Below are 15326 nucleotides of genomic sequence, written 5' to 3' on the forward strand. Positions count from 1 at the left end.
CCTCCACGCCGACCACCCCGACCGACCCGCCGACCGACCCGCCAACGGACCCGCCCACCAACCCGCCCGGCTCGGCCAGCGAGATCGTCGGCACCCAGTCCGGCCGGTGCATCGACGTACCCAACGCCTCCCGCAACAACGGCACCCGGGTGCAGCTCTACAACTGCAACGAGCAGACCAACCAGGCCTGGACCTACACCTCAACCAAACAACTACAGGTGTACGGCAACATGTGTCTCGACGCCGCAGGTTCCGGCAACGGCGCGGCAGTCCAGATCTACAGCTGCCACGGACAAACCAACCAACAGTGGAACGTCAACTCCAACGGCACCATCAGCAGCGTCCAATCCGGCCGCTGCCTGGATGCCTGGAGCACCAGCAACGGAGCCCAGATCCAGCTCTACGACTGCCACGGACAAACCAACCAACAGTTCCGGCTCGCCCCCCTCGCCTGATGCCGGCGGGCTCGGCGTCTGGCCGGGCCCGCCCACATCACCCCAGCGCGGCAACCGTACGGGCGCAGTTCAACGAGGGGCGATCAGTGGCGCGAAATCGACGCGAGTGAGGGGCTGTTCGGACAGTGAACCGTCTGCGCGGGGCACCCTGAGCGGCCGGCCGTCACGGGAGAACGTGACGGTGGTGACGTCGTCACGGCTGGTGAGGGTGCAGACGATCTGCCCGAAGGCGAGGACCTCGTCACTGCGGCCGGCCTCCTCGCCCGGTTTGTCGACCACGACTCGGGCCTCGGTGCCGGTCACAGTGACACCGGCGGCGTTGACAGCTCCCGGCAGCGCGGTGGTCAAGTCGGTGTCGCGTTCGGCCGTGGTGGGTCCGGCCAGCAGATGCCGCAGTTGGTCCTCGACGGTTGGCGGCCGGTCGACCCGCCGGACGAACGAGATGATCCGGTTGTCCCGGACGAAGCAGAGCGTTTCGGCGGCGGGGCCAACTGGTGCGCTCGTGTCGGCGGACGCAGAACTCTGGAACGGCCCTTGCGGTGCCCGCACCACCCGGGGGGCGTCATCGGTGGGAATGCTGCAGCTGGTCAGCAGCGCGGCAAGCGCCAGGACGACGAGATGACGATGGTTCATGGCAGGCTCTCCGGCAGGGTGACGCGGAAGCGGGCGCCTCCACCGGGCCGGTCACCGACGGTGACGTGTCCGCCGTGTGCTGCGGCGTGCTGCGCGACCAACGCGAGTCCGAGTCCGGTGCCGTCGCCGGTGCCGCGGGTGTGAGCTGCTCGCCCACGAACGAACCGGTCGAAGATCGCCTCGCGGTCCTCGACCGGCACACCTGGTCCGTCATCCTCGACCTCGATGGTTGCGGCGTTACCGTCGCGGCCCAGCCGGACGCCGGCCGGGCCACCCCCGTAGGTCACCGCGTTGTCGAGCAGGTTCGCCAGGACCTGCGCGACACGGCGCCGCTCGACCAGCCATGTCGCCGGCACGTCGGGGGCGAGATGGACGAGCGTGGTGGGCAGGTCGAGGGCGCGGCAGGCGTCGCGGGCCAACTCCACGACGTCCACGGAGGCCCGGTGGGCGGGCTGGTCGCTGCGGGCCAGGTCGATCAGGTCGTTGACGAGCCGCTGAAAACGGTCGATCTCGTCGGCGACGAGCCCGGCCGCGATGGCGGTCCGTTCGTCCTGGTGTTCCCGACGGCGGGCCAGGACGCTGGCCGCCGCGGCGAGGGTCTGCAACGGGGAACGCAGCTCGTGGCTGACGTCGGCGGCGAACCGGCGGTCCCGCTCGATGCGGTGGGCGAGGCGGTCGACCATCTGGTTGAACGAGGAGGACAGGCGGGTCAGGTCGGGGTCGGTGGCCGTGTCGAGGCGGGCGGTGAAGTCACCGGCGGCGATCTTCTCGGCCGCGTCGGCGACCGCCGTCAGCGGGCGCAGCCCGTGCCGGGTGGCGTACCAGCCGAGTGCCGCGCCGGATCCGGCGACCATGATCGCGACGGTGGTCAGCGCGAGGGCCAGGACCTGGAACGTCTGTTCCAGCTCGCGGAGCGAGTTGATCTCGAAGTACGTCGCGGACGCGGACAGCGGAACCCCGACGACCAGGGCGGGTTGCCCATCGACACGTACCCGCTGCACCGCGGGTTCTCCGGCGGCGACGATCCGACGCAGCGCGGTGGGGATGGCGGCCGTGGTGCCGGGGTCGGCGGCGCGCGCGTACCACTCGCCGTTGAGGTGCAGCACCGGTCGACGGCTTCCCCCGGTGTCCAACGACCGGAGCACCTCCACGACGTCCGGGGTGTCGGTGTCGATCCCGGCGCGGACGACGGTAGCGTCGAAGTAGGCCGCGCGCAGGGCGGTGCGTTCCCGCTCGTCGAGCAGGGATCGGCGGGTCAGGTCGTAGGAGATCAGGGCCATCGACGCCGAGAGCAGGAGCGCGCCGACGGCGAACGCGGCGGTCACCCGGGTACGCAGGCCGAGGCGTCTCATCGCTGCAGCTTGTAGCCCAGGCCCCGCAGGGTGACCAGGTGCCGCGGGTTCGCCGGGTCCGGCTCGATCTTCTGCCGCAGCCGGCCCACGTGCACGTCGACGAGCCGTTCGTCTCCGCTGTCGTACCCCCAGACCCGTTCCAGTAGTTGCTGGCGGGACAGCACCCGGCCGGCGTGCTCGGCCAGCTCGCACAGCAGCCGGAATTCGGTGCGGGTGACCGGTACGGGTTGCCCGGCGCGGCGAATCTCCCCCCCATCGGGGCTGATCTCCAGCTCACCGACCACGAGCACCGGCACGGGCTCCGGCGTGTGCCCCGCGACGCCGGTACGGGCACGGCGCCGCAGGGCGCGCAGCCGAGCGGTCAGTTCCTTGATCGCCACCGGCTTGACGACGTAGTCGTCGGCGCCGGCTTCGAGGGCGGCGACGATGTCGTGGGTGTCGTCGCGGGCGCTGACCACCACGATCGGCACGTCGTCGTCACGGCGTAGTTGCCGAATGCACTCGAAACCGTCGAGACCGGGCAGCATCAGATCGACCAGCACGTAGTCGGCCGGGTCGCGGCGCTGCGTGCGCAGGCCCTCCTCGGCCGTGGCCGCGCCGAGAGCCTCGTAGCCTTCGTCCTCGAGTGCGAGCAACAACGCCAAACGGATGCGGTCGTCGTCCTCGATCACCAGTACGGCCGTCATACCGGGCATCATCCCCAGACGACCGGCTCGGCTGCCAACCGCAGCGGCCGGTTGGCTGATTTGTCACGGAACTGTCACAGATCCGCGTGGTGACCGCCAAGCCGGCACGGCAGGGTCCTAGACGACCACGTCCGTGAAGGAGAGGGGTGTGCCCGTGAGCGGACCGCTGGCAACTACGTCGTGCACGCTGCCGCTGGTCGAGGTGTGCGTCACCGAGTTCGACCTGGGCTGTCTGCCGGCGACCGGGGCAGTTTTCGACCAACTGCTGGCCCTGCATCCCGCACAGGTGGTGGTCGACCTGTCTGGCTGCCGGCACATCGACGCCGCCGGCATCGGCCTCCTGCTCGATGTGCACCGGCGCCTCGCCCGTACCGACGGGGTCCTCACCGTTCGCAACCCGAACCCGCGCATCCAACGCATCCTGCACACCGCCCGTCTGGACCAGATCCTGCCGATAGTCGACACGGCCCCGCCGCCCTGCACCTCGTCGGCGGGGCAGGAACCCTCCGCCCCACCGCCGCCGTTGGTAGCCCATGGCCGCGCCTCGGTAAGAGCCGCGAACTGACGTTCGCCAGCGGCCTCACCTGTCCCACCATCGGGCTGGACCGCCACCCGGGCCGCGACCATCAGGCTCGGGAGCCAGCCCCGCTTCGGCTCCGCACGAATGCCGTGTCCCACCGCACTCTTCGGACACGGCCCCAGGAAGGACCAGCAGAATGACCGTTGTCCCGGACGACCACCTGATGACCCTGATCTGCGACACCTGCGGCGACTCCGTCACGGCCACCGCGTGCGTGCTCCCCGACGCGGAGGTCGTCTGGACGCTGGTGTCCGAGCAGGGGTGGAGCGGTTCTCCGTTCGCCACCGGCCCGCATCGCTGCCCGCACTGCAGCCTGCTGCCGCCCCCTGCTGGCGGCCAGGCGTCGTGCGGTGACCACGGTCCCGGTGGCATCCTCGGCATCGACCACGTCGACGACGTGACAGTTGTCGCCGCCGCCGGTGACGTCGATCTCGACACCGGTGACACCCTGCGCCACGCTCTGCGGCACGCGGCCGACATGGGCGGACACGTCGTGGTCGACCTGAGCCGAGTTCACCTGATCGACTCCACCGGTCTCGGCCTCCTCGTCCGCGCCCACCGCGACGCCCGAGACCGTGGGGCCACGCTCTGCCTGGCCGCGCCGTCGCGGTTCATCCGCACCGTCCTGCACACGATGCGCCTGGACGGAGCCTTCCCCATCTTCGACAGCCGCGACGACGCCCTCGCCCAACTGTCCGAGGGTTCGGTGTCGCAGCGGCCAACCTCCTCCGCCTCGACGGCTGCCCGTTCCTGACCGAGCTCGAACGGCCGGCGGTCCCTGCCACGAACGTTGAGGCCGCCCGCCGCTCGCCCCGGCACCCGCACTCGAAGGACATCCGAGGAAGCCCATGAGCATCGCCGGTCTCGTCACCGCGCTCCTCGTCGGCATCGCAATCGGCCTGCTCGGCAGGCTGATCATCCCGGGACGCCGGGAAGCCCCGATCTGGCTGACCGTGTCCGTCGGGGTGGTCGCCGCGCTGGCGGGCACCATCCTCGCCCGTCTCGCGGGCGTTCATACCGGCACCCTCAACCTCCCGACCCTGGTCATCCAGGTCGGCCTCGCCGGCGGCGGCGTCGTGCTCGTCGTCGCCACCGCCAAGCCTGAACCGTCCGACTCCCCATGAACGGGAGACGACGCAGCGCCGGCACCGGAACGCCCGCTTCGCCACGATCAAGGAGCTGACCGTGTACATGCCATGGCCACTACCCGACGAGAACTGGTTCGGCGACACCTCGAACCAGCCCGAGCCGGACCGCGAGGACCTACGAATCGAGGCGCTTGTCGCGCAGCGCTTGAGCATCGACTGGACCACCCGGCGCCAGCAGATCGTTGTCTCCGTGCAGAACCGGGTCGTCATCCTCGCCGGCGTGGTGAGTGACCCGAACACGCGGCAGGTCGCGGCGGAACTCGCCTCCGACGTGCCCGGCGTCTTCGACATCTGCAACACACTGCGGCTCAGCGGCCCACGACGCAGCCACTACCACGGGTGACTGCGCCGCACGCTGCGTGACCGGGGATGGCACGCTCTCGTTTTCAGGGGCGGTGACAGCCTGATGGTCGTCGTTTGGCTAACGTAGAGGTCGGTGTTGTGCCGGGAAGACTGGTCGGCGCTTCTGTCACCGACCCCACCGGAGGACCCCGATGGCCCCACCACCGGCGAACCGCACGCCACTTCTGCTCAGCCGCAGGAGTTGGCCTGAGGTACGCCGGATCGGGGACATCCTTCGGACCGAAACGGTCGGTGGAGTGCTGCTGCTGGTGGCCGCGGTGCTTGCCCTCGCCTGGGCGAACTCGCCCTGGTCCGACGCGTACCGCTCGCTCGCCGACGTCACCGTGGGCCCCGGCGCGCTGCATCTGGACCTCTCGTTGGCGCAGTGGGCCGCTGATGGCCTGCTAGCGATCTTCTTCTTCGTCGCGGGGCTGGAGCTCAAGCGCGAGTTCGTCGCCGGTGACCTGCGCGAGCCCCGCCGGGCGATGCTGCCCGTCGCCGCCGCACGCGGCGGCATGACGCTGCCGGCGCTGATCTACGTGGCGTTCAACGTCGGGGCCAGCGACGGGGCGCTGACCGGCTGGGCGATCCCGACCGCCACGGACATCGCGTTCGCCCTCGCCGTGCTCGGGGTGATCAACACAAGTCTGCCCTCGGCGATGCGGACCTTTCTGCTCACCCTCGCCGTGGTCGACGATCTGCTGGCCATTGTGATCATCGCGATCTTCTACACCAGTTCCCTGCACTTCGGGCCGCTGCTGCTCGCGCTGGCCCCGATGGCGCTGTTCGGTCTGCTGGTACAGCGCCGGGTGCGGTCCTGGTGGCTGCTACTGCCGCTGGCCATCACGACATGGGCGCTCGTGCACGCCTCCGGTGTGCACGCCACCGTCGCCGGGGTCGCCCTGGCCTTCACCGTGCCGGTGCTGCGCCGCAAGCCGGGGCCTGGCCCTGGACTGGCAGAGCACTTCGAACACCGAATTCGACCGCTGTCCGCCGGGGTCGCGGTCCCGGTGTTCGCGTTCTTCGCCGCCGGCGTCTCGCTCGTCGGGGCGGGCGGCCTCGGTGCGACCCTGACCGACTCGGTCGCCGTGGGGGTGGTGGTCGGGTTGGTTGTGGGGAAAGCCGCCGGCGTCCTCGGGGCCACCTGGCTCGTGCAGCGATTCACCCGGGCCCGGCTCGCCGAAGGGCTCGCCTGGTGGGACATGGCCGGGCTGGCGTTGTTGGCCGGGGTCGGTTTCACCGTGTCGCTGCTCATCGGCGAGCTGGCATTCGGGGCCGGCACCGAACGCGACGACCACTCCAAGATCGGAGTCCTGCTCGGGTCGCTGCTGTCGGCGGTGCTGGCCACCATCGTCCTCCGCGCTCGTAATCGGCATTACCAGGGGGTCTGCGCCCTGGAGGAACGCGACAGCGACGCCGACGGGGTGCCCGACGTCTACGAGGAACAGCCGACCACGACGAGGCCGTCCTGATTTCGGCCATGCGTGCTGCCGATGCCTCGCGGAGCGGTTGCCCTGGTTGTCGAAATCAGCCGCACTGAGTTCGGTGGGAGCAGGTGGCCGAGTCGCGCAGACAGGGTGGCCGCCGAGCCGTGACTTCCGGGAGTACATTCACATCAGGTGCGCCGGGAAGTCTGGTCGGCAGGTCATGTCGTGCTGCGGCTCCCGGAGGTTCCGATGGGCGTTTCTGCCTTGCGCACCGAAAACCTGTCCAAGCGGTACGGGCGGTTACTCGCCCTCGATAACCTCAGCCTCGACGTCGCGGCGGGCGAGGTGTTCGGGTTCCTCGGCCCCAATGGCGCCGGAAAGTCAACCACGATCCGGCTGCTGCTCGGGCTTGCCCGACCCACTGCCGGACGAGCGCGGATCTTCGACACCGACGCCGCCGACGTCGCCACCACCCACCGCAAGCTCGCCTACGTGCCGGCGGATGTGGCGCTGTGGCCACGGATGACCGGCGCCGAGGTGCTGGATCTGCTCGCCCGCGTCGGCCCCGGTACGGACACCGCCTACCGTGACGAACTCATCCAACGGTTCGCGCTGGATGTGTCCAAACCGGCCGGCACCTACTCGACGGGCAACCGGCAGAAGGTCGCTCTGATCGCGGCGTTCGCCACCCGGGCGCCTCTGCTGGTGCTGGACGAGCCAACCAGCGGCCTGGACCCGCTCATGGAACTGCAATTCCGGCAGGCCGTCGGGGTAGCCCGCGACAACGGGCAGACGGTGTTCCTCAGTTCCCACCAGCTCGCCGAGGTCGAGGCCGTCTGCGACCGCGTCGGCATCCTGCGCGCTGGCGAGCTGGTGGAGGTGGCGTCCGTCGCACAGCTACGCCGACTGCACCACACCGAGGTGGCCGCAACGTTCACCGGCACGCCCCCGGACCTCACCGGCGTCCTCGGCGTCGACGGCCTGCACAACGACGGCGTCGCGACAGTGCGGTTCACCCTGAACGGCTCCCCCACTGCGGCGCTGCGTGCCCTCGCTGACGCTGATGTGGCGACGATCGTCGTCCGTGAGCAGAGCCTGGAGGAGATCTTCCTCGCCTACTACGGGCAGAACGCCCGATGATCGCGATTACGGCACCGGCCCGCCCGGAGCGTGTACTGAGAGGTCTCGCAGTGCGCCAGGTGCGCCGTGCTGCCCTGGTCGTGACCACTGTGTGCGCGGGGATGTCCGCCCTGGTGGTGGTCGGCTACCAGAGCGAGGCGCTGGATCCGGCCGCCTTGGCGGCGCTGGCCCGCAACCCGGCGATCCGCACCTTGTTCGGCGAACCGGTCGCGCTCGACCAGGCGGGCGGGTTCACAGTGTGGCGTACGGGCACCGTCCTGGCGGTCCTGCTCGGTGTGTGGGCGATGCTGGCCGCAACCCGGATCACCCGTGGGGAGGAGGACGCCGGCCGGTGGAGCCTGTTGCTGTCCGGCGGCACCACCCTCGCCGTGGCTGTCCGCCAGCACCTCGGTGTCCTGGCCGTCGTCCCGGTCCTCGCTGGAGCGGCGACCGCCGCGGCGATGATCGCCTCGGAAGCGGACATCACCGGTTCGGTGTTGCACGGAATCGGCCTCGCTGCCGTCGGAATCTTCTTCGTCGCCCTTGGGGGAGTCAGCGCACAGATGTTCTCCAGCCGGTCGGCGGCCAACGGTGCCGCGGCCGCCGCCCTGGTCGGCGGGCTGCTCGCGCGGATGGTTGGCGACGGTATGCCGGCACTGGCCTGGCTTCGGTGGCTGTCCCCGTTCGGGCTCATGGCACTGACCCGCCCGTTCGACACCAACCGAGGGCTGCCGGTGGCGGTGCTGGCATGCGCCGCGCTGCTGCTACTGGCCCTCGCGGGTGGGCTTGCGGCTTGGCGTGACGTCGGCGCCGGCATTCTCGTGACGGCCGACAGCCGGCCGGCGCGTACCGCGTTGCTCGGTTCGGTGCCGGCCTTCGCGGTACGGCGCACCTTGCGACCGCTGGCCGCATGGTCTGCGGGAATCGGCGCGTACTTCCTGCTCCCGGGTTTGATTGCCCGGTCCATGACCGAATTCCTGACCGACAATCCCCAGTTCGCGGCCATGGCGGCCCAGGCAGGCTTCCCCGCCCTCGGCACGGTCGAGGGCTACGCCGCCACCCTGTTCGCGCTGCTGGCAGTCCCGGTCGGGGTCTTCGTCGCCGTGCGGCTCGCTGCCGTCGCCGCGGACGAGAATGCCCGGCGCCTCACCCTGCTACTGGCCGCACCGGTAACCCGACTGCGGCTGCTGGCTGCCGAGGTGGCCGTCGCTGGCTGCGCCGCGCTGGTCCTGATCACGGTCGCGGGCCTCGCCATGTGGGCCGGCACGGCCACTGTCCACGCCGGCCTTGGGATGGGCGACGCGATCGCCGGGGCCTGGAACGTCGTGCCGATCGTGGTGCTCTGTCTGGGAGCCGCCGTCCTGGCGCTCGGATGGAGACCACGCACCGTTGCGGCGGTCGGTGCTCTCCCGGCCGTTGGCGGGTTCATGTGGCAGGTCATCGCCGACAGCGTCGACGCCCCCTCCTGGGTCCGTGCGCTGTCCCCGTTCGCGCACCTGGCCGCGGTGCCGGCCACCGCACCGGACTGGCCCGCGGCGTCGGTGATGGCCGGCATCGCCGCAGCAGGAGCGGTCGCCGGCACGATCGGCTACCGCCGCCGTGACCTGTCTGCCTGACCGATCTCATCACCACGACGCTCCACCATGTTCCGCGCTCAGGGACCGCATCATCCGGCTGCGGACCGCCGGCACGTACGGCGCTGGCGCCTTTGTGTCGCGGTGCTCGCCACCCCAGCGGCGGGAGAGGCTCATCCGCGACCGAAGCCGACCCCGTCAGCGGCGTAGGCACCCCGACATCCACCAGACGCTGTCGGGCGACTGGCGGCGACGACAGGGGGCCCCGCCGAAACGGCGAGGCCCCTCACGTCATGCGGCTCAGGCGAGCGTGTTGAGGTAATCGGGATTGGCCTTCAGCCACTCCTCGACGGCCTTCTTCTCGTCGCCCTTGTGGGTGTTGAACATCAGGTCCTCCAGGGACGCGAGCTGATCACCGTCCATCTTGAACTTCTTCAGCATCGCGGTGACGTCGGGGAAGTCCTCGCCGAAGCCGGTACGGGCCAGAGTGTTGACCTGCTCGGCCTGGCCGAGGGTGCCCTTCGGGTCGGCGAGGTCCTTCAGCTCGTACTTCGCGTAGGCCCAGTGCGGGTGCCAGAGGGTGACCACGATCGGCTTCTTGTCGGCGATCGCGCCCTCCAACGCGGCCAGCATCGCCGGGGTGGAGGAGGTCTGCAGCTTCAGCTTGCCGTCCAGGCCGTACTCGGGGATGACCTTCTCCTGGGTGGCCTTGGTCAGACCTGCGCCCGGCTCGATGCCGATCAACTGCCCGTCGAAGTTGCCGGCCTTGTCGGCCAGGTCGGCCAGCGAGTCGACGCCCTCGACGTACTTCGGCACCGCGATGCTCAGGCTGGCGTCGTCGTACCAGACGCCGAGCTTCTCCAGCTTGTCGCCGTACTTCTCCAGGTACGAGGCGTGTGTCTGGGGCAGCCAACTGTCCAGGAACAGGTCGATGTCGCCGTTGGCGAGACCACCGTAGACGAAACCGGCCTCCAGATTCTTGAGCTCGACCTGGTAGCCCTTGTCCTGCAGGATGTCCTGCCACAGGTGGGACGCCGCGATCGCCTCGTCCCAGGCCATGTAACCGATGGTGATCTTCTTGCTGTCGCTGGAGGCGTCGTCCTGCTCGCCGCAGGCGGCAGCGCCACCGAGGGCCAGGGTGGCGGTCACCGTGAGCGCGAGAGCGCGCTTCAGTGTCGTGAACAAAAGGGTTGTCCTTTCTCTTTCGGGTATGCCGGCGGACCCCGCGTACGCGGGAAAGGGATTGCCGGCGGAGTGCGGCGGTCAGGCGGCCTCGCGCGCGAGGCGTTGCGCCCGTGCGGACGGGAAGCGGTCGCCCGCCGAGTCGGTGAGCCGGTCGAGCACCACGGCGAGGATCACGACGGCGATTCCACCCTCGAAACCGCTGCCCACCTCGATCTGGGACAACGCGAACATGATCACCTTGCCGAGGCCGCCGGCGCCCACCATGCCGGCGATCACCACCATGGACAGGGCCAGCATGATGACCTGGTTGACGCCGGTCATGATCGTGGGCAGTGCCAGCGGCAGCTTGGTTCGCAGCAGCACCATCCACGGTGGCGCACCGAACGACTCGGCGGCCTGGACGATCTCCTTGTCGACCTGGCGCAGACCCAGCGCGGTCAGGCGGACCCCGGGCGGCATGCTGAAGACCAGGGTGGCCAGCACGCCCGGCACGGTGCCGATGCCGAAGAAGAAGATCGCCGGAATGAGGTACACGAACGCGGGCATGGTCTGCATCAGGTCCAGCACCGGCCGGGCCACCGCTGAGGCCCGCCTGTTCTCCGCGACGAGCACGCCCAGCGGGATAGCCATCAGCAACGCCAGGGTGCTGGCCACGAGCACCTGGGCCAGCGTGCTCATGGTCTCCTCCCAGTACGGCATTCCGGCCACCAGGCCGAGACCGACCGCGGTGCCGATGGCGAACTTCCACCCGCGCAGCCACCAGCCGAGCCCGGCGAGCACCAGCACTACCACCACCGCCGGTACGCCGGTGAGCAGGTCGTCGAGCGGTCGCACCAACGTCTCGACCACAGTGGCGACACCGTCGAAGAACGGACCGAGGCTGGCGGTGGCCCAGTCGACGGCGGCCTCGGTCCAGGCGCCCAGCGGCACCCGGGGCAGCCAACTGTCCAGCGGCGACTGCGTCAGGCTCATGCCGGCTCTCCCTTCGTCCCGACCAGTTCCACCTGGTCCTGGCCCTGCGTCGGCTCGTTCGGTGTCGCGGCGGCCAGCGCACTGAGCAGGGTGATCCGGGGGATCACCCCAATCAGCCGGTCGCGCTCGTCGAGAACGGCCACCGGATGCTGGCTCTCCGCGCAGTCGGCGAAGAGGTCGGCCACCGAGGTGTCCCCGGTGACCGTGCGAACCCGCTCGGTCGACACGAACCCGTCGAGGTGGGGGCGGCCCTCGCGAAGCGCCCGCAACACCTCGTCCTCGGTGACCGTGCCGAGGAACCTCTTCATCGGACCGGTCACGTAGACCACCGAGGTCTGGCTCTCCCGCAGCGCCTTAGCGGCGACCCGGGGACCGGCGTTGACGTCCAGCACCTGCTGGGGCTTCTCCATGACTGACGCGGCAGTGAGGATCCGAGTCCGATCGACGTCCGCGACGAACTGCGCCACGTAGTCGTTGGCCGGGTCAGTGAGGATCTCCTCGGCGGTGCCGATTTGAACGATCCGACCGTCGCGCATCACGGCGATCCGGTCGCCGAGCCGCATGGCCTCGTTCAGGTCGTGGGTGATGAAGATGATCGTCTTGCCCAGTTCGGCCTGCAGTTCCAGGAGTTGGTCCTGGATCTCCCGGCGGATCAGTGGGTCCAGTGCCGAGAACGCCTCGTCCATCAGCAGGACCTCGGTGCCGGCCGCGAGTGCGCGAGCCAGCCCGACCCGCTGCCGCATGCCGCCGGACAGGTCGTGGGGCAGGTTGTCCGCCCACTCCGTCAGGCCCACCATACGCAGCGCGTCCATGGCCCGCTCACGTCGCTCCGCCTTGGGCAGCCCGGCAACCTCGAGCGCGTACCCGGCGTTCTCCAGCACCGTCCGGTGCGGCATGAGCGCGAAGTGCTGGAACACCATGCTGATCTTCTCGCGGCGCAGCTTGCGTAGCGCCGCCGGCTTGAGCGTGGTCAGCTCGACCCCATCGACCCGCACGCTGCCCCTGGTGGGGCGCAGCAGACCATTGAGCATCCGGATCAGGGTCGACTTTCCGGAACCGGAGAGACCCATGACGACGAAGATCTCGCCGGGGCGTACCTCGAAGTTCGCGTCGATCACGGCGGCCGTGGCCGGTAGCCCGGCCAGCGCCTCGGCACGCGGCTTTCCGTCCGCGAGACGCCGTACCGCTTCGTCAGCTCGACTGCCGAAAACCTTGTAGAGCGATTGCACTGTGAGCGCGGACACAATCCCCCTTCGAGACGGAAACCGGCTGGCGCATCGCGTCGCCGGCGCCATCTCGCGTCTCATCGTCGATATCAACATCGATCACGTTCAGCGAGCCACATAGGCTTGGCGGCGAAACCTACCCACGCCCTCGCGACAAATCCAGTCAGCACGGCAGGGTTGTGGATATGCACACAAAAATTTGCCGCAGCACCGGTGCCGGATTGATCGCCCGACATGTAATGCAACCCATCGCACCACCGTGGTCTGACCGGGCGGATTCGTTGCCGCCTGCGCCGCTCGTCCCGCTGCAACGCGCCTCACCTGCGCGTTGACGTCCATCTGGAGAGCAGTTCCAGAATTTGACGGGGTTGATAGGAAACTGTCACACGACTGTCATACTTAATCGCGGCTCGATCGCGTAATCTCACCTTCGGCGCACTGGGGCGGCTCCCGATTCCGGCCAAGCCCGAGGGGAACGTCCCCATTTCGCCAATGCCCCAACTCATCGGGACGAGCGATCGAGCAAGCTGAGAATTACGTGTCTGGTATCCCCTCTCACAAGGGTCTCCCCCAGCGGCCCACCGAGGCGTCGGTATTCTTGACTGGGCACTGCCTGCACCCATCTGCCCGTCAGCTGAGGGGGGACCATGCCCGATCACATCGACCTCGCTCGCCTGCGCGAAGTGCTCGACGGACCGTGGGCCGAGGTCCGCGACGCGCACCGGAATCACCTCGACGCGCGTTTCCTCCCGGTGTACGGCGAGACTGGTGACCAGGCACGGGAGCGGATCACCCGACTACTCAGCGACCTCCCCGTCGAGCTGGGCGTGGCGTCGGCCTTCCCCACCGAGTACGGCGGCAGATCCGACGCCGGCGGGTCGATCGTGGCCAGCGAGATGCTGGCGCAGGTCGACCTGTCCCTGATGGTCAAGGCCGGCGTGCAGTGGGGCCTGTTCGGCGGCGCCGTCACCGCCCTCGGCACGAGGCGACACCACGACGCCTACCTCCGGGACATCATCTCGGGTCGGATCTTCGGCTGTTTCGCGATGACCGAGACCGGCCACGGCTCCGACGTCCAGCAACTGCGCACCACCTGCAGGTACGACCCGCAGACGCAGACCTTCGACCTGCACACCCCGCACGAGGCAGCCCGCAAGGACTACATCGGCAACGCCGCACGGGACGGACGGATGGCGGTGGTCTTCGCGCAGCTGATCACCAACGGGCGACGGCACGGTGTGCACGCGTGGCTGGTGCCGATCCGCGACGCCCAGGGCAACCCGCTGCCCGGCGTGACCATCGGCGACGCCGGGCCCAAGGCCGGCCTGCTCGGCGTGGACAACGGGCGGCTCAGCTTCGACCACGTGACGGTGCCCCGCGACATGCTCCTGGACCGGTACGGTCAGGTCGCCGAGGACGGCTCGTACTCAAGCCCGATCGAGAACGACTCCCGACGCTTCTTCACCATGCTCGGCACCCTGGTCCGCGGCCGGGTGAGCGTGGGCGGCGCCGCGTCCGCGGCCACCAAGTCAGCCCTGACCATCGCGGTGCGCTACGGCGACATCCGCCGGCAGTTCGGCACGCCCGGCGCCGACCGGGAGGTGCTGATCAACGACTACCTGGCCCACCAGCGCAAGCTGCTGCCCGCCCTGGCCACCACGTACGCGCTGCACTTCGCCCAGACCGAGCTGGTCACCTCGCTCGGCGAGGTGCAGGGCGGCGACGGCCCGGTCGACGAGCACCGACAGCGGCAGCTGGAGTCCCGAGCCGCCGGCCTCAAGGCCGCGCAGACCTGGCATGCCACCCGCACCATCCAGATGTGCCGCGAGGCGTGCGGCGGCGCCGGTTACCTGGCCGAGAACCGGCTACCCGGTCTCAAGGCGGACACCGACGTCTTCACCACGTTCGAGGGCGACAACACGGTGCTGCTGCAACTGGTGGCCAAGGGGCTGCTCACCGGCCACCGGGACGCGTTCGGCTCGTTGGACGGCTGGGGGCGCGCATCCTTCGTCGCCGACCAGGTCCGCGAGATGGTGCTCGAGCGCACCGCCGCGCGGTCGCTCATCGAACGGCTGATCAGCGCCGTACCCGGCCGCGACGACGAGGTCGCCGTCACCGACCGCGGCTGGCAGCTCAAGGCCTTCGAGGATCGCGAGAGGCACCTTCTCGACGGCGCTGTCCGCCGGCTACGCAACGGCGCGGCCACCAAGAAGGACCGTCCCTTCGACATCTTCAACGACGTCCAGGACCACGTTCTCGCGGTCGCCACCGCGCACATCGACCGGGTCACCCTGGAGTCGTTCGTCGCCGGCATCGAGGAGACCGCCGACCCCGCGGTCCGGGCGCTGCTCTCCCGGGTCGGTGACCTGTACGCGCTCAGCGTGATCGAGGCCAACAAGGGTTGGTTTCTGGAGCACGGCCGGCTCACGCCGGCCCGCTCCAAGGCGATCACCGGCGTCGTGAACGGCCTGCTCAAAGAGCTGCGCCCGCACATGCGGACGCTCGTGGACGGCTTCGCCATCCCGGACACCTGGCTGAACTGCGCCATCCTGAAAGAGGAACCCGGCCGGCAGGACCTGATGACCGCGCACGACGCCGCAGATGATCGGCAGGTAGTACCGGCATAG

Annotated in this window: 15 protein-coding genes; 9 read left to right on the forward strand and 6 right to left on the reverse strand. The window is 69.5% G+C overall.

The genetic code is table 11. The features are described from left to right. Nucleotides 1–455, forward strand: a 455-nt coding sequence (locus DLJ59_RS11505) for an RICIN domain-containing protein (protein WP_148096944.1), incomplete at its 5' end; no start/stop codon positions are given. Between the two features lie 69 nt (nt 456–524). Here the strand turns inward: DLJ59_RS11505 and DLJ59_RS11510 are convergent. The 3 genes from DLJ59_RS11510 to DLJ59_RS11520 are packed head-to-tail and all read right to left on the reverse strand — an operon-like array spanning nt 525 to nt 3126. Continuing rightward, nucleotides 525–1088: a GerMN domain-containing protein gene (locus DLJ59_RS11510; protein ID WP_124772491.1), complete on the reverse strand. Its 564-nt coding sequence runs from the start codon at nt 1086–1088 to the stop codon at nt 525–527. Next, complete coding sequence (locus DLJ59_RS11515) at nt 1085–2440, reverse strand: sensor histidine kinase (RefSeq protein WP_124772492.1); 1356 nt, start codon at nt 2438–2440, stop codon at nt 1085–1087. The genes DLJ59_RS11510 and DLJ59_RS11515 overlap by 4 nt, the downstream gene beginning before the upstream one ends. After that, nucleotides 2437–3126 carry a response regulator transcription factor gene (locus DLJ59_RS11520; RefSeq protein ID WP_124772493.1) on the reverse strand — a complete coding sequence of 230 codons (690 nt, stop codon included), beginning with the start codon at nt 3124–3126 and terminating at the stop codon, nt 2437–2439. Before DLJ59_RS11520 ends, DLJ59_RS11515 begins: the two co-directional genes overlap by 4 nt. A gap of 154 nt (nt 3127–3280) precedes the next feature. Here DLJ59_RS11520 and DLJ59_RS11525 point away from each other — a divergent pair, with 154 nt between their 5' ends. The 7 genes from DLJ59_RS11525 (at nt 3281) to DLJ59_RS11555 (ending at nt 9358) form a co-directional block, all read left to right on the forward strand. Further along, entirely contained in the window at nt 3281–3691 is a 411-nt protein-coding gene (locus DLJ59_RS11525; RefSeq protein ID WP_124772494.1) for an STAS domain-containing protein, read from the forward strand. Nucleotides 3692–3842: 151 nt separating this feature from the next. After that, complete coding sequence (locus tag DLJ59_RS11530; RefSeq protein ID WP_124772495.1) at nt 3843–4460, forward strand: STAS domain-containing protein; 618 nt, start codon at nt 3843–3845, stop codon at nt 4458–4460. 94 nt (nt 4461–4554) lie between these two features. Beyond that, a complete protein-coding gene (locus DLJ59_RS11535; RefSeq protein ID WP_124772496.1) occupies nt 4555–4830 on the forward strand; it encodes a GlsB/YeaQ/YmgE family stress response membrane protein in 276 nt (91 codons plus the stop codon). Between the two features lie 67 nt (nt 4831–4897). Beyond that, nucleotides 4898–5197 carry a BON domain-containing protein gene (locus DLJ59_RS11540; protein ID WP_124772559.1) on the forward strand — a complete coding sequence of 100 codons (300 nt, stop codon included), beginning with the start codon at nt 4898–4900 and terminating at the stop codon, nt 5195–5197. A gap of 151 nt (nt 5198–5348) precedes the next feature. Beyond that, complete coding sequence (gene nhaA, locus DLJ59_RS11545) at nt 5349–6668, forward strand: Na+/H+ antiporter NhaA (RefSeq protein ID WP_124772497.1); 1320 nt, start codon at nt 5349–5351, stop codon at nt 6666–6668. Nucleotides 6669–6872: 204 nt separating this feature from the next. Beyond that, nucleotides 6873–7763: an ABC transporter ATP-binding protein gene (locus tag DLJ59_RS11550; protein ID WP_124772498.1), complete on the forward strand. Its 891-nt coding sequence runs from the start codon at nt 6873–6875 to the stop codon at nt 7761–7763. A 50-nt stretch (nt 7764–7813) separates the two neighbouring features. Further along, nucleotides 7814–9358 (forward strand): hypothetical protein, encoded by a 1545-nt coding sequence (locus DLJ59_RS11555; protein ID WP_208648640.1) that lies wholly within the window; start codon nt 7814–7816, stop codon nt 9356–9358. 258 nt (nt 9359–9616) lie between these two features. Here DLJ59_RS11555 and DLJ59_RS11560 read toward each other — a convergent pair whose 3' ends face one another. From DLJ59_RS11560 to DLJ59_RS11570, 3 genes are all read right to left on the reverse strand, one after another. Then, the gene (locus DLJ59_RS11560) at nt 9617–10501 is read right to left on the reverse strand and encodes a glycine betaine ABC transporter substrate-binding protein (RefSeq protein WP_124772500.1); all 885 of its coding nucleotides are present in this window, start codon (nt 10499–10501) and stop codon (nt 9617–9619) included. Between the two features lie 78 nt (nt 10502–10579). Then, nucleotides 10580–11473, reverse strand: coding sequence for an ABC transporter permease (locus tag DLJ59_RS11565; RefSeq protein ID WP_124772501.1), 894 nt, complete (start codon nt 11471–11473; stop codon nt 10580–10582). After that, nucleotides 11470–12717, reverse strand: a complete 1248-nt coding sequence (locus DLJ59_RS11570) for a quaternary amine ABC transporter ATP-binding protein (RefSeq protein ID WP_244235969.1) — start codon at nt 12715–12717, stop codon at nt 11470–11472. The genes DLJ59_RS11565 and DLJ59_RS11570 overlap by 4 nt, the downstream gene beginning before the upstream one ends. Nucleotides 12718–13346: 629 nt before the next feature. Between DLJ59_RS11570 and DLJ59_RS11575 the strand changes: the two genes are divergently transcribed. Further along, a complete protein-coding gene (locus tag DLJ59_RS11575; RefSeq protein ID WP_124772502.1) occupies nt 13347–15326 on the forward strand; it encodes an acyl-CoA dehydrogenase family protein in 1980 nt (659 codons plus the stop codon).

It is taken from the genome of Micromonospora inaquosa (assembly GCF_003857055.1).
GTDB lineage: Bacteria > Actinomycetota > Actinomycetes > Mycobacteriales > Micromonosporaceae > Micromonospora > Micromonospora inaquosa.

Bases quoted from the DNA above. Each gene is read 5' to 3' on its own strand.
- DLJ59_RS11520 (WP_124772493.1), bottom strand. From the start codon at position 3,126: ATGACGGCCGTACTGGTGATCGAGGACGACGACCGCATCCGTTTGGCG.
- DLJ59_RS11530 (WP_124772495.1), top strand. From the start codon at position 3,843: ATGACCGTTGTCCCGGACGACCACCTGATGACCCTGATCTGCGACACC.
- DLJ59_RS11550 (WP_124772498.1), top strand. From the start codon at position 6,873: ATGGGCGTTTCTGCCTTGCGCACCGAAAACCTGTCCAAGCGGTACGGG.
- DLJ59_RS11565 (WP_124772501.1), bottom strand. From the start codon at position 11,473: ATGAGCCTGACGCAGTCGCCGCTGGACAGTTGGCTGCCCCGGGTGCCG.
- nhaA (WP_124772497.1), top strand. From the start codon at position 5,349: ATGGCCCCACCACCGGCGAACCGCACGCCACTTCTGCTCAGCCGCAGG.
- DLJ59_RS11575 (WP_124772502.1), top strand. From the start codon at position 13,347: ATGCCCGATCACATCGACCTCGCTCGCCTGCGCGAAGTGCTCGACGGA.
- DLJ59_RS11515 (WP_124772492.1), bottom strand. From the start codon at position 2,440: ATGAGACGCCTCGGCCTGCGTACCCGGGTGACCGCCGCGTTCGCCGTC.
- DLJ59_RS11535 (WP_124772496.1), top strand. From the start codon at position 4,555: ATGAGCATCGCCGGTCTCGTCACCGCGCTCCTCGTCGGCATCGCAATC.
- DLJ59_RS11540 (WP_124772559.1), top strand. From the start codon at position 4,898: ATGCCATGGCCACTACCCGACGAGAACTGGTTCGGCGACACCTCGAAC.
- DLJ59_RS11510 (WP_124772491.1), bottom strand. From the start codon at position 1,088: ATGAACCATCGTCATCTCGTCGTCCTGGCGCTTGCCGCGCTGCTGACC.